The following is a 17,908-nucleotide window of genomic DNA, read 5'->3' on the forward strand; positions in this document are numbered from 1 at the left end:
TTGATTGGCGATCCGTCGCACATTACCGGAAAACGCGATATGATTCAGGAAGTTTCGCAACAGGCCTTGGATTTGAATTACGATGGATTGATTATCGAAACGCATATTGATCCCGATAATGCGTGGAGCGATGCGGCGCAACAGGTGACGCCAGCGAAATTAAAACAGATTCTGACGGATTTGAAGGTGAAGAAAATGACTTCGGAAGAAGACGGTTTCAATAATGAAATGGCGAAACTCAGAGCGAATATCGATATCGCCGATAGCAAAATACTGGAAATTCTGGGCAATAGAATGAAATTTTCCGAACAGATTGGTGCTTTGAAGAAGGAGAATGATGTGGCGGTTTTGCAAAATAAACGCTGGAATGAAATCCTCGGAAAGATGATTTCGGAAGGAGAACAAAAAGGCTTGAGCGAGGAGTTTATTTTGAAATTGTTCAAAGCGATACATCAGGAAAGTATCAGCCATCAAGAAAAGATTATTAATGGGTAGTTTATCCTTTTAAAAAGGGATAATTCTAATCTAATAGTGTAATTTTGTGCTTACATTTTTAGTATTTAGAGCAATCTAAAATCTAAAATCTAAAATCTAAAATTTGAATGACAGGAACCGTTTATAAATCTACAGGAAGTTGGTACACCGTAAAATCTGAAAAAGGAGATTTTATCGAATGCCGTATCAAGGGAAAATTCCGGATGAAGGGAATAAAAAGTACCAACCCGATTGCCGTTGGCGATCATGTAGATTATGAACTGGAAGAAACTTCAGATAAAGTAACGGGAACCATCAACAAGATCCACGAAAGGAAGAATTATATTGTTCGTAAATCTGTGAATCTTTCCAAGCAATTGCACATTATTGCTTCCAATATCGATCAGGTTTTTTTATTGGTTACCATCAATAATCCTCCTACAACGACCAGTTTTATCGACCGATTTTTGGTTACGGCCGAAGCATACGGAATAGAGGCAATTCTAATATTCAATAAGATTGATACCTTAGACGAAGTTACTTTAGACGAGCAATTGTTCCTTCAGCATACCTATCAGGAAATTGGATACAAATGCCTCAGGATTTCTTCGACAGAAAACAAAGGTGTTGACCAGTTGAAAGAAATGATGATCGGAAAAGTGAGTATGTTTTCTGGGCATTCAGGTGTTGGAAAATCTACTTTGGTAAATGCAATGGAACCTTCCCTGCATCTAAAAACAACTGTAATTTCTGAGCAAAGTAAACAAGGACAGCATACCACGACTTTTGCCGAAATGTATGATTTGAGTTTCGATGCCCAAATTATCGACACACCCGGAATTAAAGGTTTTGGGATTGTAGATATGGAAAAGGAAGAAATCAGTGGTTATTTTCCTGAATTTTTTAAGTTGAAAGACCAATGCAAATTCAATAATTGCCTCCATAAGGAAGAACCTCATTGTGCCATCAAGAAAGCATTGGAAAATGATGAAATTCCTTGGTCGCGCTACAGAAGTTACCTGCAAATCCTCGAAGGAGACGATGAACATTATCGAACCGATATCTACAATGATGATCGTATTGCAAGTGATGAAACGAGGAAAAGTGAGTAGTTTTTTAACTTTGAAATCTAAAATCACAATTCGTTAATCTTCAATATAAAATGAAAGTTGTTATACAAAGAGTTTCTCAAGCTTCAGTAACCATCGATGGAGAAGTAGTTGCCACTATCAAAACTGGACTTTTGGTTTTAGTCGGTATTGAAGATGCAGATTCAGAAGAAGACATCAATTGGCTGGTTGGAAAAATAATCAATATGCGCATTTTCGGTGATGAAAATGATGTGATGAATTTATCTGTTCAAGATGTCAATGGAGATATTATTGTTGTGAGTCAGTTTACGCTTCATGCTTCCACCAAAAAAGGCAATCGCCCTTCTTACATTAAAGCTTCAAAACCTGATGTAGCCATTCCATTATATGAAAAATTTGTCAGCCAATTAGAATCTGAATTCGGCAAGAAAATCCAAACGGGAAAATTTGGAGCCGATATGAAAGTTTCGCTTTTAAATGATGGTCCTGTGACTATTTTATTGGATACGAAAAACAAAGAATAAAAAGTATAAAAATGAACCTAAAAAACGCCCAACTAGAAGTAGACAACTGGATAAAGGAACACGGAGTACGTTACTTCAACGAACTCACAAATATGGCACAACTCACCGAAGAGGTAGGAGAGGTGGCCCGAATCATTGCCCGCCGTTATGGCGAACAGTCCGAAAAAGAATCCGACAAAAATAAAGACCTCGGGGAAGAATTAGCCGATGTAGTTTTCGTAGTTTTGTGTCTAGCCAACCAAACCGGAATCAATCTTCAGGAAGCCTTTGACAAAAAGATGGACCTAAAATCCAACCGCGACAAGGACCGCCATAAGAATAATGAGAAATTGAAATAATAGGAGAGCGTTGAGGTAAAAGTCAGCGCTTCTTTATTTTAAACAAATAGTATGGATTTACATCTTCAATCTTCAACCTGTAATCTTCAATCTTCAATTAAAATAACAGGAAGCAAATCCGAAACCAATCGATTGTTGCTGTTACAGGCTTTGTACCCAGGTGTTTCCCTAGAAAACACTTCCAATTCCGATGATTCAGAAGTAATGACCAAGGCTTTGACCCAAAACCCTGCACCCAAAACCCTGAATCCAGAAGTAATCGACATACACCATGCCGGAACTGCTATGCGATTCCTTACCGCCTATTTTGCTACTCAAGAAGATAGGGAAGTAGTACTCACAGGTTCTGCGAGAATGAAAGAACGTCCAATAAAAATATTGGTAGAAGCCCTGCAACAGCTCGGAGCCGAAATTTCATACGAAGAAAATGAAGGCTTTCCACCCATAAAGATCAAAGGAAAAAAACTAACCAGCAATAAAGTTTCGCTTCTAGCCAATACCAGCAGTCAGTACATTTCTGCACTATTACTCATCGCACCAAAACTCGAAAACGGACTGGAATTAACCCTCGAAGGAGAAATAACCTCCATTCCCTACATCAAGATGACACTTTCCTTATTGGAAGAAATGGGAGTTGAAACATCATTTATAGAAAATTCAATCAAAGTACATCATAAATCTACAATCTACAATCTACAATCTACAATTGAAAGCGATTGGTCTTCCGCATCCTATTTCTATTCGATTGTCGCCCTATCACAAACAGGAACCCAAATAAAACTCTCCAGCTACAAGCAAAACAGCCTTCAAGGCGATTCCGCTTTAGTAGAAATCTATAAACATTTCGGAGTAGAAACCACTTTTCAAGAAAACAGCATCTTTTTGACAAAGATTGAAAACCCACAACCTAGAACCCAGAACCTACAACTAAACAATTCCCCCGACATCGCTCAAACCATCGCCGTAACCTGTTTCGGATTAGGAATTGGATGCCATCTAACAGGACTTCATACCCTAAAAATAAAAGAAACCGATAGGCTCGAGGCACTCAAAACCGAACTCGAAAAGCTAGGAGCAAAAATTGAGGTAACTAACGATACATTGACTTTAGAAGCTTCTACAACCATAAACCCAAACACAGCTATCGATACCTACAACGACCACCGAATGGCAATGGCTTTCGCGCCCTTGGCTTTAAGAACCGATATCATCATCAACAAAGCCGAGGTAGTTTCCAAATCCTATCCCGATTTTTGGGGAGATTTAGAAAGTATCGGATTCAATATTTCCCAATAAAAAACTTCGCGACTTCCCGTCTTTGTGGCAATCTCAAAAATAAAACCCAAAACACTTGACAACGCCTATCTCACAATCGTATATTTGCAACCGATTTAAGATTCTGGATATCAAATCTAAAATCTAAAATCTAAAATCTAAATTCCACTATGAAATTATCACACTTCAATTTTAATTTACCAAAAGAACTTCTTGCAGAATATCCAGCCGAAAACAGAGACGAATCGCGTCTAATGGTAATCGACCGACAAAAAAACACCATCGAACATAAAATGTTCAAGGACGTTATCGATTATTTTGATGAAGGAGATGTTCTAATCCTCAATAACACCAAAGTTTTCCCAGCACGTCTATACGGAAACAAAGAGAAAACCGGAGCGCGTATCGAAGTTTTCTTGTTGAGAGAACTGAATGCAGAACAAAGACTATGGGACGTTTTGGTCGATCCAGCACGTAAAATCAGAATCGGAAACAAGCTATATTTCGGAGACGATGACTCGTTGGTAGCAGAGGTTATTGACAATACTACCTCTCGTGGGAGAACCCTACGTTTCCTTTACGACGGTTCTTACGAGGAATTCCGTAACAAGCTAACAGAACTTGGAGAAACGCCAATCCCAAAATACATCAACCGTGAGGTAACTCCAGAAGATGCAGATCGTTACCAAACCATCTACGCAAAAGAAGAAGGAGCAGTAGCCGCCCCAACAGCCGGACTACACTTCTCAAAACACCTCCTAAAAAGATTGGAAATAAAAGGTGTTGACTTTGCAGAAGTAACCCTTCACGTAGGTCTAGGAACCTTCAATCCAGTTGAGGTAGAAGATTTATCGAAACACAAAATGGATTCCGAAGAGCTAAAAATTACGCAGGAAGCTTGTGATATAGTGAACAATGCAAAGGCCAAAAAGAAAAGAATCTGTGCCGTAGGGACCACTTCAATGCGTGCTATCGAAAGTTCAGTTTCGTCAGCAAGAACGCTAAATCCTTACGACGGGTGGACAAACAAGTTCATCTTCCCTCCACACGATTTCAGCATTGCGGATTGTATGATTACGAATTTCCACACCCCAAAATCAACATTGTTGATGATGATTTCAGCTTTCTGTGGCCACGATCTAATGAAAAAAGCCTACGAAGAAGCCATCAAAGAAGAATATAAATTCTACTCCTATGGCGATGCGATGCTAATCATCTAATCCTTCCAAAACATAAAAAAAATCCCGTCTAGTCCACAACAAGACGGGATTTTTTAGTTCCATCCTAATAGGTTTCCAAAACCTGTTAGGTATTATATACTAGTTTTAGGAGCGAAGCGCTCGGGCATTTCAATAATCCCTATTCCTGCTGGAGCCACTCGCTTTGTTCCTGCTTGAAAGGCAGGAACAAGAGCTCAGACAATGGCACCATCAGGGCTAGAAAGAAACCATTTTCCCTTTGGAATCATCTCCACCAGTACGCCAACCATCCTACACCCAGAACCCAAACCCAAATACCCACCTTTAAACACAAACACACCGTCCCCCAAAGCTTCCACACCGTCCCCAAGAGTTTTCCCTCGTCCCCCGAAGCTTCCGCACCGTCCCCCAGAGTTTTCCCTCGTCCCCCAAAGCTTCCACACCGTCCCCAAGAGTTTTCCCTCGTCCCCCAAAGCTTCCACACCGTCCCCCAAAGCTTCCACACCGTCCCCGAGAGTTTTCCCTCGTCCCCCAAAGCTTCCGCCCCGTCCCTCAGAGTTTTCCCTCGTCCCCCAAAGCTTCCACACCGTCCCCGAGAGTTTTTCCTCGTCCCCCAGAGCTTCCACACCGCCCCCAGGGTTTTCCCTCGTCCCCCAGAGCTTCCACACCGCCCCGAGGCTTCCACACTGGTTTTTTCAGTTTCCAAACACCCTTAAAAAACAAAAAAACGGGCAATAAAGCCCGTAGTATAATGTAATCCAAAAAATAAAAACCTATTTATAAGAAAACTGCAAAGCCTTCAATTGCTCCACATAATGCCTTTGGTTCGACAACCGCGGAATTTTATTCTGTCCTCCCAATTTATCCTGATCTTTCAGCCAATCATAAAACAAATTCGGTCGCGCCACATTCACAACCGGAGGATTCAGAGTCATATTATTATGACGTTTGGCCTCATAATCAGAATTCAAAGTTTGAAGCGTTTCATCCAAAACCCTATTAAACAAATCAACATCGTCCGGATTCTTCCTGAATTCAATAATCCATTCATGAGCACCTTTCTCCTTGCCTTGCATAAATACTGGAGCAACCGTATAGTCAATCACTTCAGTATTCGTCACCTGACAAGCCCTAGCAATCGCATTATCAGAGTTCTCAATAATTAATTCCTCGCCAAAAACATTAATATGATGCTTCGTCCTTCCAGTAACCCTAATCCTATAAGGATTCAACGAAGTGAACCGAACCGTATCCCCAATCTGATAACGCCACAAACCGGCATTCGTCGTGATCACAATCGCATAATTCTTATTCAATTCCACTTCTGAAAGCCTAATAACTTTCTGTTCAGGTGTTCCATAGCTATCCATCGGTATAAACTCGTAGAAAATACCGTAATCCAGCATCAGTAACAAATCATTAGAATTGTTCAAATCCTGAATGGCAAAAAATCCTTCCGAAGCATTATAAATTTCATAATATTGAAATCCAGAACTTGGGAAAATCTTCTTGTATTGCTCTCTATAAGGATCAAAACTTACACCTCCATGAAAGTAAACTTCGGCATTTGGCCATACTTCCAATAGGCTTTCTTTTCCAGTTTCTTCCAAAACTTTATTCAACAAAACCATCATCCATGAAGGAACTCCGGCTAGGCTCGTCACGTTTTCATAACGTGTTTCATTTACAATCGCACCCAACTTTGTTTCCCAATCATTCATCAGCGAAACTTTGTTACTGGGTGTACTGCTGAATTCGGCCCACATTGGCATATTCTCAATCAAAATCGCAGATAAATCTCCAAAGAAAGTATTGTTGTCGGCATACAATTGCTTGCTTCCGCCCAAACGCAAACTCTTTCCGGTAAACAATTGCGAATCTTCGTTGTTGTTCAAATACAGTGAAAGTAAATCCTTGGCTGCCTTGTAGTGGCAATTCTCCAAAGCATCGGAACTAACGGGAATAAACTTGCTTTTGGCATTGGTTGTCCCGCTGGATTTAGCAAACCATTTGATAGGATTTGGCCAAAAGATATTCTGTTCGCCCTTGCGGGTTTGCTCAATAAAAGGCTCCAAATCTTCGTAGGTAGAAACAGGAATCCTTTCGGCAAAAGTGTGGTAGGATTTTATAGATTCAAAATGATATTGCTCCCCAATTTGTGTTTTTTCGGCAGTACGAATTAAATTCAAAAGCAATTCCTCCTGAACTTCGTTAGGATACTTCAAGAACAATTCAATCTGATGGATTCTTTTCTTCAAAATCCAAGAAGCAACAGAATTGATAATTGGTAGTGCCATTTTTTAGTTACGAATTATGATTATGGGTTATGAATATCTAACTTTACCAAAAATAGTAAAAATATACCCAAAAAGTAAAATCTGAAATTTAAAATCTAAAATGACTTACGAAGGCGTACTTGAAAAAATGCAAACCGAATTTGGAAACCCTATTCAATATTATATGGTTTTTGAAAACAGTTTCCTAAATGTCAATCAATTACTCAACAAGGAAATTGAGATTTCATTCGTGGGCTATCAATGTTTGAATTGCAATAAGAAGAAAAAAATATTCCGTCAAGGCTTTTGTTACGATTGCTTTTACAGCAGTCCGGCAGTAGGAGACTGGATCATGCGACCGGAATTGAGCACTGCTCATCTCGGAATAGCCGACAGGGATTTGGATTATGAAACAAAAGTGCAGTTGCAACCACACGTGGTCTATTTGGCCTTGTCAAGCGACGTAAAAGTAGGCGTGACCAGAAAAACCCAAGTCCCAACCAGATGGATCGATCAGGGTGCTTGTGAAGCAGTATCTGTGGTGGAAGTTCCGAACAGATATTTGGCGGGAATCACTGAAGTTGTCCTGAAAAACTATTTTGTAGATAAAACCAATTGGCGAAAAATGCTTCAAAACGAGGTGCTTTCATTGGATTTACTGACGGAAAAGACACGCGTTTTCGACTATCTCCCGGAAGAAGTGAAGCCGTATTTCAATCCCGATTTGAACGAACATTTTATCTTAAACTATCCCGTTTTGCAACACCCGAAAAAGGTAACCGGTTTGAATTTGGATAAAACGAATAACTTCAAAGGCAAACTGATTGGAATCAAAGGGCAATATTTAATCTTCGAAGACGGAACAGTTTTCAATGTCCGAAGTTTTGAAGGTTATGTCGTTTCGATGAACGTATAAAAAGCAAAAGCCTGTAATTTGAATTACAGGCTTTTCTATATTTACTAGAACTATTATTTCTTCTTGCCAAAGATATCCTTGATGGCATTCGTCACCTTTTCTTTGGTTTCCTCTTTTTTGGTTTGCGTTTTAGTGGTATCTTTTTTAGTATTGTTATTGATTAGATTTTCCAACGCTTTTGTTCCTTGATTCACCAATTTGTCTTTTTGCTGTTTCACCAATTGATTTGCAAGGTTGGTAACCGCTGCTTTCATATCAGTAGAAACCTTAGGATTTTTAAAGTTTCCTGTCAACACTGCATTTACAGGGATTTTATCCAATTTATTAGCTTCGGCTGGAGTCAATTTTGCCAATAGATTATTGACTTCACTTCCTAAATATTTTGCCGGAACATCAAACTTCACATTATAGTTCATCGATTGGTCAAAACCGTGCGAACCGCCAACATTTACTGTGATGTCTTGGTATTTAAGGTCGAAAGGCTTTACGTTAACTCTACCATTATCAAATGTCAGATTGGCTTTCAAATCGTTGAGGTTCATTTTTTTCAAATCGATAAACTTCACATTTGAACTCAAAGCCGAAAGCATTTCAGAATTGCTGGCGTTGATGGTTGTAGAAAGCAATTGCCCTAACAAATCCCCTGATAGGGTTTTCAAATCAGGCGTCATTTCTTTCGCATCCAAATTTCCTGATAATTTGATGGTGGAGTTTAATTTTCCGTTGATGACACCTGCAATCGGTGCAATGTTTTTCAGCATTTCCAATTGGGTGAATGCTTGCTGGATATCAACCGTATTCAAGCCTAAATTCATATTAAAAGTAGGCGTTGCCGTTTTAGTTGAAACATCTCCTGTAGCGGTAATCACACCACCGAAAATTGAAGTTTTTAAGTTCTGTAGCGATACTTTTTCGTCCTTTACAATCAATTTACCTGATACATTTTTTAGATTCAAATTGTCATAAACCACTGAATTTGCAGAAGCATTCAATGTTACGTTGATTAATTTAGGAATCTTAACGGCTTCTGTTGTTGTGGTTTTATTATTGACAGTTGTTTTCGTTTCCGTCATGAAATCGCTCACCAAAAGTTGGTTGGAATTCATATTGAAAGTTCCTCTCAATTCTTGGTTTTTAAAAGCATATCCCAAGAAGTTTTCTAACGTACCGTTTAACTTGATGTCGGTTTTTCCAGTCGTTACATCCAACTGTTTCAAGTTGATTTTTTGATTTGAAAATTGAGCGGAAGCCGTGTTGATGGAATAGGTTTTCTTATCAGCATCTACATATTTGAAACCAGTTATTGTTGCATCTCCCGAAGCTAAAATCTTGTCGTAGTTATTGGTTTCCACCGATTTCATGTCGAATTTCGTTTTGACATCGGCTTTCAAAATTCCGGTCAACGGTGTGTCTAATTTGATAGGATAGGCTTTTGAAATATTTGCCAAATTGATGGTTCCTTTCAACATTGCATCTACTAAAGGATTGTCGGTAATGTTTCGGATATTGGCCTTTGCGTCAAAAACATCTTGATCGATTCTAAAAGAGAGTTTATCTAAATTCACATAAGTATCGTTCAAAACCCCTGTTTCGTTGATGATTTTAGTGTCAATAACTATGTTCTCAACCGATTTTGGCAAGTCAGGATATTTGAATGAAGCATTGTTTGAAGCAATTGCCAAGTTGAATTTTGGAACCGTTGTATCAGAATATAATCCTTTTGCAAATCCTGCAATCGTGAAATCTCCGGTTGTTTTCACGTTCTCCAAACTTCCCGAATAGGCAGAAGGAATCAATCCTAAGAAATTTTGGAAGCTAGAAGTTGGTGTTTTAAATTTCAAATCATATTCCTGACCAGCATCAACAAGTTGGATAAAACCGTCAAACTCCAAAGGCAACTTATTGATCAAGGCTTTGTTGTCCTTGAAGGTATACTTGCTGTTTTCCAAATCAATTCCCAAAACGGCATCAAGCGTCAAGGCAACATTGTTCATATAGTTGGTTTTGTCCATGTCCAACGAAACACGTGCAGTAGTTTTGGTATCCAAATCAAGTTTTGATGCGGCAAAATTTCCTTTTCCCGTATGGTTCAAACTATCAATCATCATCTTGATTTTTGAACGTTCGTCGAAATATTTGAAACGAAGATTTTCTATTTCATAATTCTGAATGTTCATTGCAAAAGGCTTGCTTTCAGAAGTATCAGATTTGTCTTTTTCATCTTTGATGGCGATATCGAAATTGCCAATTCCATTCTTGTCAAAAAGAATATTTACGACACCATTTGTAGAAGAAAACGATTCGATATTCATCGCTTCGCCATCGCCTTTAAAAAGTTCCTTGACCGACATTTTTAGATTTACTTCGCCAGAATAGAACAAAGTGTCGCCGGCAAAAGGAGCCTTATTAATGATACTTAATTTGTCAATGGTAACATTTGCCTGCGGAAAACTTTTCAGTAAACTTAGGTCAACGTCTTCAAAAGCAACGGTTGCATCAACATTTTCATTGATTGCCTTCACAATCATTTCTTTTACTTTGTCCTTGAACAAAAATGGTATCGAGACTAGGGCAATCAAAGCGATTACAAGAAATATACCTAGTCCTTTTAGAATCTTCTTTATCATATTGGATGGTTTTTATGACAAAATTATCAAATAGTAAGCCAACTTATCTAATAAATTTAAATAAGTTGGCTTAAAAATAACTTTTTACGGTTTTACTTAATATTGATGTTGAAAGACATCTTGGTTTGAATGCCTGTTTGTGCATTCATTTTTTTAATTTCGTTCAAAATCAGATAGTTTTCTTCTCCAATTTCTTCCTTGATAAGATTTTCTTTTGTTTGAGCAAAAGGAAAACCTGCAAACATTTCTCCGAAGGTTTTGTCGTATTCTGGGAAGTTTTGCGTCTTGTATTCTTTGATTTTTGCTAGAGCCGAAGCTTCTTTCAAAGCAGCATCAAGTCCGCCAATTTTATCCACAAGCCCAATTTTTACAGCTTCAGAACCTGCCCAAACACGACCTTGTGCAATGGCATCTACTTGTTCGAACGTCATTTTTCTTCCAGCAGCAACACGTTGAACAAAAGTTGTGTATACTTGTTCTACACTCTCTTGTGTAAAATTTCTCATATTGTCACTCAAAGGAACAAATGGGCTGTAATCAGCTGCATTTTTATGAGTGCTCACTTGTTCTACATTGATCCCGATTCTGTTCGTTAAAGTTGTGAAATTTGGCAGCATTCCGAAAACCCCAATCGATCCAGTTATGGTATTTTCTTCTGCGAAAATCTTATTAGCATTGCAAGCCAAATAATAACCTCCCGAGGCAGCATAATTTCCCATCGAAACTACGACAGGTTTAACTTTTTTGGTCAGTTCAACTTCCCTCCAAATTAATTCTGAGGTTAAAGCGCTTCCTCCTGGACTGTCAATTCGTAGGACAATTGCTTTTACGTTTTTGTCTTTTCGGGCTTCCTGCAAGGAACGACGCATCGATCCTTCTCCGATGTAATTTACATCGCCTTCGCCACTTGTTATTTCGCCTTGAGCGTAAATCACAGCAATTTTATCCTTTGAACTGGATTTTTTACCGGTCGTTAAATATTTAAAGGCATAATCTGCTATGGAAACAGTATTGTAATCTTCGTCTTTTTTTACTTTTAAAGCCTTACGGATTCCGTTGTGGTATTCGTCCTCGTAACCAATCTTATCAACCAATTTCTGCGATTTTGCCATTTCAGGAGTTCTTGCCAAAAGTCCATCAGCAATTACATTTAATTGTGAAACGGGAATGTTTCTCGATTTTGAGATATCGGTTGCAACCGAATTCCAAACCGAATTCAATAAAGTAGAAATCTGCTCACGATTGGCATCGCTCATTTTGTTTTCCAAGAATGGCTCAACCGCGCTTTTGTATTTTCCGTGACGGATGACTTCCATCTTCACACCTGATTTTTCTTGCAGGTCCTTAAAGAACATCAATTCAGAAGACAGACCTTTGAAATCCATTTGGCCAACAGGATTCAGATAAATGGTATCGGCTACAGAGTTCATATAATACTCTTTCTGGGTATAATAATCGGCATAAGCCACTACAAATTTGCCTGATTTTTTAAAATCTTCCAAAGCATCTCTCAAGGCTTTGCTTTGTGCCATTCCTGGCATAAAATGATTGTTGAGAATTGAAATTCCTTTAATATCACTGTCTTCCTTCGCGTTTTTGATGGCATCTATTACATCTGAAATCCCAACATTTTTACCTTCCGAAAAGAGCGTAATTAGCGGATCTTTGTATTTTCCTGCATAATCGTTCGATATATTTTCCAAATCCAATTCGATGACCGAATCACTTTTTACCGTTACAGTTTCAGAATCGCCTCCGAAAAGCGCTCCGATAATTAATATTCCGAAGAAGAATATCATCATAAATAAAAACAACCCGACTATGGTTGCCAAAACATTTCCTAAAAATCGCATACTAAATTCATTTTTAGAATTAGTATCAAAAAGTTCTCAAATGTTACAGTTTGGAATGATTCATAATCAAAATTGTTTTCCTTAATTTGTAGCTATGAAGAGGCAGAATCAAATTATTTTATCATTAGGAAGCAATCAGGGCGACAGATTTGAGAACATCAAAAGTTGTATTGATTTGATGCATAATAGTATAGGTACGGTTGTTCGTGTTTCAAAATTATACCAGTCGCCTTCTTGGGGTTTTGAGAGTGATGATTTTTATAATTGTGCAGTTTTGCTTCATTCTGATAAATCTGCCGAAATTATCCTTACAGAAATTTTACAGCTTGAAAATAAGTTAGGAAGGATTAGAAATGGGGAAGAAGGTTATCAGGCAAGGACCATTGATATTGATATCATTGCATTTAATAATGAAATAATCGATACAGAAAGCTTGCAGATTCCGCATTCTCAAATGCAAAACAGATTGTTTGTTTTACAACCGATGAATGATTTGAAATCGGATTTTTTTCATCCTATTTTGAATAAAAATGTAAAAGAGTTGTTGCTGGCAACTTCTGATAAAAGTGAATGTAAGTCAATTTCAGAGCTTGAGTCGCCTTTGCAAAAAATCAATCTGAATCAATTCAACTACATTGCTATTGAAGGAAATATTGGTGCTGGAAAAACAACTTTGACTACAAGAATTGCGGAAGATTTCAATGCCAAGACGGTTTTGGAACGTTTTGCAGATAACCCTTTTTTGCCTAAATTTTACAAAGACCAAAGCCGTTATGCCTTCTCATTGGAAATGTCATTTTTGGCTGATCGTTATCAGCAATTATCGGATGATTTGGCTCAATTTGATTTGTTCAAGGATTTTATCGTAGCCGATTATCACATTTTCAAGTCGCTTATTTTTTCTAAAGTAACGTTGACCGAAGATGAATACCGCTTGTACCGAAAGCTTTTTGATATCATTTATAAAGAAATGCCAAAACCGGATTTGTATATTTATTTGTATCAAAATACCGAAAGACTTTTGCAAAACATCAAGCGAAGAGGCAGAAGCTACGAACAGGAAATTCAGCCCGATTATCTGGAAAGAATCAACAGCGGTTATTTGGATTATATAAAATCACAAACCGATTTGAATGTGCTGATTATCGATGTTTCGGACATGGATTTTGTAAATAATCAAAAAGATTATATCTTTATTTTGGACGAAATCAAGGCTAAGATTAAAAATACTTCCAAGTAAAATTAACTGTAAGCATTTAGTTTTCGGAATAAATCCCAAATTACAATTCCGGCACTTACTGAAATATTCAAGGAATGTTTGGTTCCTAATTGCGGAATTTCGATGCATCCATCACAGAGCGCTACAGCTTCCTGCGAAACCCCGAAGACTTCATTTCCAAAAACGAGTGCGTATTTTTTCTGCTTTTCAATTTTAAAATCTTGAAGAAAAACAGCATTCTCTACTTGCTCAACCGCAAAAACATTCACACCGTCTTGTTGTAAATTTTCAATAACTTCCAAAACATTTTTATGATGTTCCCACGCAACAGTTTCGGTTGCTCCAAGAGCGGTTTTGTGAATTTCTTTGTTTGGAGGCGTTGCAGTGATACCGCACAAATATATTTTTTCAATCAAAAAAGCATCAGCAGTTCTAAAAACAGAACCAATATTGTGAAGACTTCTGATGTCATCTAAAATAATGATGATCGGGGTTTTTTCGGCAGTTTTAAAATCTTCTACGGATTTTCTTTCGAGTTCGTTATTTTCTAGCTTTCGCATAAATGTTGTTTGTTTTCAATAAAAAAAAGCCCCCAGAAGGGAGCTTTCAAAGATATAACCTTTTTTTTAATTAGCTTTTTGCTGGAGCTGGCTTAGCAGCATTTGGATCAGCTAAAACATTTCCTTTGATAGTCAAAGTTGTTGTTGGGTTTGCAGCATTTGTAGTCAAAGTGATTGTTTTTGTAAATGCTTGACCACCTCTTGCAGTATCATATTTTACACCAATAACCGCTTTAGCACCTGGAGCGATAGGTTCTTTTGGCCAAGTTGGAACTGTACATCCGCAAGATCCTTGTGCGTTTTTGATGATTAACGGCTCAGTACCATTGTTTGTGAAAACGAACTCACGTTTACCGTCAGATTTGTACTCAACTGTTCCATAATCAATTGTTTCGCTTTCGAAAACAATTCCAGGACCTGTAACTTTTGCAACTGGTGTTTTAGTTGTTGTAGTGGTTTTTGCTTTAGTTTTTACTTTTTTAGAAGATTCTTGAGCATAAGAACCACTGAAAGACAACAATGCAATTGCTGAAAATAATAAAAGACCTTTTTTCATATTGTTAAAATTTAAGTTTCTAATTTATATAAGCAAATTTAAAGAAAAATAAAATTACCGTTGTTAATGACTTGTTAACGACTTGCAAATGGAAAATCATTAGGGTTTTCAAGGATAAAATTATAAATTCGTAACCTCTAAATTTAATACAAAACACCTTGTCGTCTAAAGAAAAAACTCCGAAAGAAACGCCGTTAATGAAGCAATACAACGAAATCAAAAGGAAATATCCTGATGCTTGCTTGTTGTTTAGAGTAGGAGATTTCTATGAAACTTTTGGCGAAGACGCGGTTCGTGCTTCCAAGATTCTAGGAATTACCTTGACGAAAAGAGGAGCAGGCTCGGAAACAGAAACGGCTTTAGCGGGATTTCCGCATCATTCTTTGAATACATATTTACCAAAATTGGTAAAAGCCGGACTCCGTGTTGCCATTTGCGACCAATTGGAAGACCCAAAAATGACTAAAACGATTGTGAAAAGAGGCGTCACAGAACTTGTAACACCTGGAGTTTCGATGAACGACGAAGTTTTACAATCAAAATCGAATAACTTTTTGGCTTCACTTTATTTTGGTAAAAAGACAATTGGAGTTTCATTTTTGGATGTTTCAACAGGAGAATTTCTTACGGCTCAAGGAAATGATGAATACATCGACAAACTTTTACAAAATTTCAATCCTAGCGAAGTTTTGGTTCCAAAACAAAATAAAGGCGATTTCAAGGAGATTTTTGGAGAAGATTTTCATACTTTTTATTTAGAAGATTGGGTTTACAAAGAAGATTATGCCTTTGAAACATTGACCAATCATTTCCAGACCGTTTCTTTAAAAGGATTTGGAATCGAAGAATTGCAGGAAGGAATCATTGCTTCGGGAGCAATTTTATATTATTTAGGAGAAACACAACACAACAGAGTCCAGCATATCACTTCCATGCAAAGAATTGCAGAAGATGCTTATGTTTGGATGGATCGCTTTACGATTCGAAATTTAGAATTGTACCACAGCTATAATCCAAATGCCGTCACACTTTTGGATGTAATTGATAGAACGCTTTCGCCTATGGGAGGTCGTTTGCTGAAAAGATGGTTGGCTTTGCCGTTGAAAGACATCAATAAAATTAGGAATCGTCACGAAGTAGTGTCTTATTTAAATGAAAATCAAGAGGTTTTAAAAAGCATACAATATCAAATCAAGCAGATTTCCGACTTGGAACGTTTGATTTCTAAAATTGCAACGGGGAAAGTAAGTCCGAGAGAAGTGGTTTATTTGAAAGAATCACTGGATGCAATTATTCCGATTAAGAGTTTGGCTCTTGAAAGCAAAAATGAAGCGGTGAAAATAATTGGCGACAGTTTGAATAGTTGCGATTTATTACGAGAAAAAATCAAAACTACTTTAAATCAAGATGCTCCTGTTGCTGTTGCAAAAGGAAATGCGATTGCAAAAGGAATCAATGCAGAGTTGGATGATTTAAGAGCAATTTCAACTTCTGGAAAGGAATTTTTAGAAGGAATTGAAAAAAGAGAATCGGAAAGAACTGGAATTTCATCGTTGAAAATTTCATTCAATAATGTTTTTGGCTATTATATCGAAGTTCGAAATACCCATAAAGATAAAGTTCCAACCGAATGGATTCGAAAGCAAACCCTTGTGAATGCGGAACGATACATCACGGAGGAATTGAAAGAATACGAAACCAAGATTTTAGGTGCCGAAGAAAAAATATACAAACTTGAAGTAGAACTTTTTGAGCAATTGGTGGGTTGGATTGCTACTTATATAAAACCAGTTCAGCTGAATGCGAATTTGGTTGCTCAATTGGATTGCTTGACGTCGTTCACACAGCTTGCCATCGAAAATAAATACGTTTGCCCAGAATTAGACGATACATTTGAATTGGAAATTAAAAATGGTCGTCATCCAGTTATTGAAAAACAATTGCCAGTTGGAGTTCCATACATCGCTAATGATGTTTTTCTTGATAGAGAAACCCAACAGATTATCATGATTACGGGTCCGAACATGTCGGGTAAATCGGCAATTTTAAGGCAAACCGCTTTGATTGTACTTCTCGCCCAAATGGGAAGTTTTGTTCCTGCTGATTCGGTTAGAATGGGTGTGATTGACAAAATTTTCACAAGAGTTGGAGCTTCGGATAATATTTCGATGGGAGAATCGACCTTTATGGTGGAGATGAACGAAACAGCTTCAATTTTGAACAATATTTCCGATAGAAGTTTGGTGCTTTTGGATGAAATTGGACGAGGAACAAGCACATATGATGGTATTTCGATAGCCTGGGCAATAGCCGAATACCTGCACGAACATCCTGCGAAAGCCAAAACTTTGTTTGCAACGCATTACCACGAATTGAATGAAATGACGGATATTTTGCCACGGATTCAAAACTATAATGTTTCGGTAAAAGAGCTAAAAGATACGGTACTGTTTATAAGGAAATTGGTAAAGGGAGGAAGTGCTCATAGTTTCGGAATTCACGTAGCAAAGATGGCGGGAATGCCACAAACTGTAATTGTGAAAGCACAAAAGCTTCTGAAAAAATTAGAAAAAGACCATTCGGGAGAAGCTTTAAACGGTATAAAATCGGCTAAAGATGAAATGCAGATGAGTTTTTTTAATCTGGATGATCCTTTATTGGAAGAAATAAAAGATGAAATTCTAAACCTTGACATCAATACTTTGACGCCAGTTGAAGCATTAATGAAGCTCAATGAAATCAAAAGAATGCTGACCAAAAAATAGTTTTGAAAATGAAAGCAAGTAAAAACTACGTTATCAGAAAGTTATATATTTTAAAATATTTTTTTGAGGAAAACGTTTGCAGAAGTAAATAAATGTGCTACATTTGCATCCGCAATACGGAACAAGTATTGTAGTTCTTTTAAATACAAAATGCGAAAATAGCTCAGTTGGTAGAGCGCGACCTTGCCAAGGTCGAGGTCGCGGGTTCGAGCCCCGTTTTTCGCTCAAAAACCAT

General features: G+C 37.7%; 14 protein-coding genes and 1 tRNA gene. 10 read left to right on the forward strand and 5 right to left on the reverse strand.

Annotated elements, in window-relative coordinates:
- The 6 genes from ACI6PS_RS14435 to queA all read left to right on the forward strand — a co-directional run.
- Positions 1-495: chorismate mutase (locus ACI6PS_RS14435; RefSeq protein WP_421013282.1), on the forward strand; the 495-nt coding region annotated here is incomplete at its 5' end.
- Between the two features lie 107 nt (positions 496-602).
- The gene (gene rsgA, locus ACI6PS_RS14440) at positions 603-1,586 is read left to right on the forward strand and encodes a ribosome small subunit-dependent GTPase A (RefSeq protein WP_421013283.1); all 984 of its coding nucleotides are present in this window, start codon (positions 603-605) and stop codon (positions 1,584-1,586) included.
- A 50-nt stretch (positions 1,587-1,636) separates the two neighbouring features.
- The gene (gene dtd, locus ACI6PS_RS14445; RefSeq protein WP_421013284.1) at positions 1,637-2,089 is read left to right on the forward strand and encodes a D-aminoacyl-tRNA deacylase; all 453 of its coding nucleotides are present in this window, start codon (positions 1,637-1,639) and stop codon (positions 2,087-2,089) included.
- A gap of 11 nt (positions 2,090-2,100) precedes the next feature.
- Entirely contained in the window at positions 2,101-2,427 is a 327-nt protein-coding gene (locus tag ACI6PS_RS14450; RefSeq protein WP_421013285.1) for a nucleotide pyrophosphohydrolase, read from the forward strand.
- A gap of 51 nt (positions 2,428-2,478) precedes the next feature.
- Positions 2,479-3,723 (forward strand): 3-phosphoshikimate 1-carboxyvinyltransferase, encoded by a 1,245-nt coding sequence (gene aroA / locus ACI6PS_RS14455; protein ID WP_421013286.1) that lies wholly within the window; start codon positions 2,479-2,481, stop codon positions 3,721-3,723.
- Positions 3,724-3,872: 149 nt separating this feature from the next.
- Entirely contained in the window at positions 3,873-4,922 is a 1,050-nt protein-coding gene (gene queA / locus ACI6PS_RS14460; RefSeq protein WP_421013287.1) for a tRNA preQ1(34) S-adenosylmethionine ribosyltransferase-isomerase QueA, read from the forward strand.
- 752 nt (positions 4,923-5,674) lie between these two features.
- Here queA and ACI6PS_RS14465 read toward each other — a convergent pair.
- Positions 5,675-7,198, reverse strand: coding sequence for a GH3 auxin-responsive promoter family protein (locus ACI6PS_RS14465; protein WP_421013288.1), 1,524 nt, complete (start codon positions 7,196-7,198; stop codon positions 5,675-5,677).
- A 100-nt stretch (positions 7,199-7,298) separates the two neighbouring features.
- Between ACI6PS_RS14465 and ACI6PS_RS14470 the strand changes: the two genes are divergently transcribed.
- Positions 7,299-8,093, forward strand: coding sequence for a DUF2797 domain-containing protein (locus tag ACI6PS_RS14470; RefSeq protein ID WP_421013289.1), 795 nt, complete (start codon positions 7,299-7,301; stop codon positions 8,091-8,093).
- 53 nt (positions 8,094-8,146) lie between these two features.
- Here the strand turns inward: ACI6PS_RS14470 and ACI6PS_RS14475 are convergent, their stop codons facing one another.
- Entirely contained in the window at positions 8,147-10,720 is a 2,574-nt protein-coding gene (locus ACI6PS_RS14475) for an AsmA-like C-terminal region-containing protein (RefSeq protein ID WP_421013290.1), read from the reverse strand.
- A gap of 92 nt (positions 10,721-10,812) precedes the next feature.
- Entirely contained in the window at positions 10,813-12,573 is a 1,761-nt protein-coding gene (gene sppA, locus ACI6PS_RS14480; RefSeq protein WP_421013291.1) for a signal peptide peptidase SppA, read from the reverse strand.
- A 94-nt stretch (positions 12,574-12,667) separates the two neighbouring features.
- Here sppA and folK point away from each other — a divergent pair, with 94 nt between their 5' ends.
- Positions 12,668-13,813 carry a 2-amino-4-hydroxy-6-hydroxymethyldihydropteridine diphosphokinase gene (folK, locus tag ACI6PS_RS14485; RefSeq protein ID WP_421013292.1) on the forward strand — a complete coding sequence of 382 codons (1,146 nt, stop codon included), beginning with the start codon at positions 12,668-12,670 and terminating at the stop codon, positions 13,811-13,813.
- A gap of 2 nt (positions 13,814-13,815) precedes the next feature.
- Here the strand turns inward: folK and ACI6PS_RS14490 are convergent, their stop codons facing one another.
- The gene (locus ACI6PS_RS14490) at positions 13,816-14,352 is read right to left on the reverse strand and encodes an RNA methyltransferase (RefSeq protein WP_421013293.1); all 537 of its coding nucleotides are present in this window, start codon (positions 14,350-14,352) and stop codon (positions 13,816-13,818) included.
- A gap of 70 nt (positions 14,353-14,422) precedes the next feature.
- Positions 14,423-14,908, reverse strand: coding sequence for a DUF1573 domain-containing protein (locus ACI6PS_RS14495; RefSeq protein WP_421013294.1), 486 nt, complete (start codon positions 14,906-14,908; stop codon positions 14,423-14,425).
- 158 nt (positions 14,909-15,066) lie between these two features.
- Between ACI6PS_RS14495 and mutS the strand changes: the two genes are divergently transcribed.
- Both mutS and ACI6PS_RS14505 read left to right on the forward strand, forming a co-directional pair.
- Complete coding sequence (gene mutS, locus ACI6PS_RS14500) at positions 15,067-17,673, forward strand: DNA mismatch repair protein MutS (protein WP_421013295.1); 2,607 nt, start codon at positions 15,067-15,069, stop codon at positions 17,671-17,673.
- A 152-nt stretch (positions 17,674-17,825) separates the two neighbouring features.
- Positions 17,826-17,898, forward strand: a tRNA-Gly gene (locus tag ACI6PS_RS14505).
- The last annotated feature ends 10 nt before the right edge of the window (positions 17,899-17,908 follow it).

The sequence above is a fragment of the Flavobacterium sp. PLA-1-15 genome (assembly GCF_049060005.1).
In the GTDB taxonomy this organism is placed as follows: domain Bacteria; phylum Bacteroidota; class Bacteroidia; order Flavobacteriales; family Flavobacteriaceae; genus Flavobacterium.

What these genes read in the sequence shown, in the direction of transcription:
- ACI6PS_RS14470 (WP_421013289.1), top strand. Translation starts at nt 7,299, where the DNA reads ATGACTTACGAAGGCGTACTTGAAAAAATGCAAACCGAATTTGGAAAC.
- dtd (WP_421013284.1), top strand. Translation starts at nt 1,637, where the DNA reads ATGAAAGTTGTTATACAAAGAGTTTCTCAAGCTTCAGTAACCATCGAT.
- aroA (WP_421013286.1), top strand. Translation starts at nt 2,479, where the DNA reads ATGGATTTACATCTTCAATCTTCAACCTGTAATCTTCAATCTTCAATT.
- queA (WP_421013287.1), top strand. Translation starts at nt 3,873, where the DNA reads ATGAAATTATCACACTTCAATTTTAATTTACCAAAAGAACTTCTTGCA.
- ACI6PS_RS14465 (WP_421013288.1), bottom strand. Translation starts at nt 7,198, where the DNA reads ATGGCACTACCAATTATCAATTCTGTTGCTTCTTGGATTTTGAAGAAA.
- sppA (WP_421013291.1), bottom strand. Translation starts at nt 12,573, where the DNA reads ATGCGATTTTTAGGAAATGTTTTGGCAACCATAGTCGGGTTGTTTTTA.
- ACI6PS_RS14490 (WP_421013293.1), bottom strand. Translation starts at nt 14,352, where the DNA reads ATGCGAAAGCTAGAAAATAACGAACTCGAAAGAAAATCCGTAGAAGAT.
- ACI6PS_RS14495 (WP_421013294.1), bottom strand. Translation starts at nt 14,908, where the DNA reads ATGAAAAAAGGTCTTTTATTATTTTCAGCAATTGCATTGTTGTCTTTC.
- ACI6PS_RS14450 (WP_421013285.1), top strand. Translation starts at nt 2,101, where the DNA reads ATGAACCTAAAAAACGCCCAACTAGAAGTAGACAACTGGATAAAGGAA.
- rsgA (WP_421013283.1), top strand. Translation starts at nt 603, where the DNA reads ATGACAGGAACCGTTTATAAATCTACAGGAAGTTGGTACACCGTAAAA.
- ACI6PS_RS14475 (WP_421013290.1), bottom strand. Translation starts at nt 10,720, where the DNA reads ATGATAAAGAAGATTCTAAAAGGACTAGGTATATTTCTTGTAATCGCT.
- folK (WP_421013292.1), top strand. Translation starts at nt 12,668, where the DNA reads ATGAAGAGGCAGAATCAAATTATTTTATCATTAGGAAGCAATCAGGGC.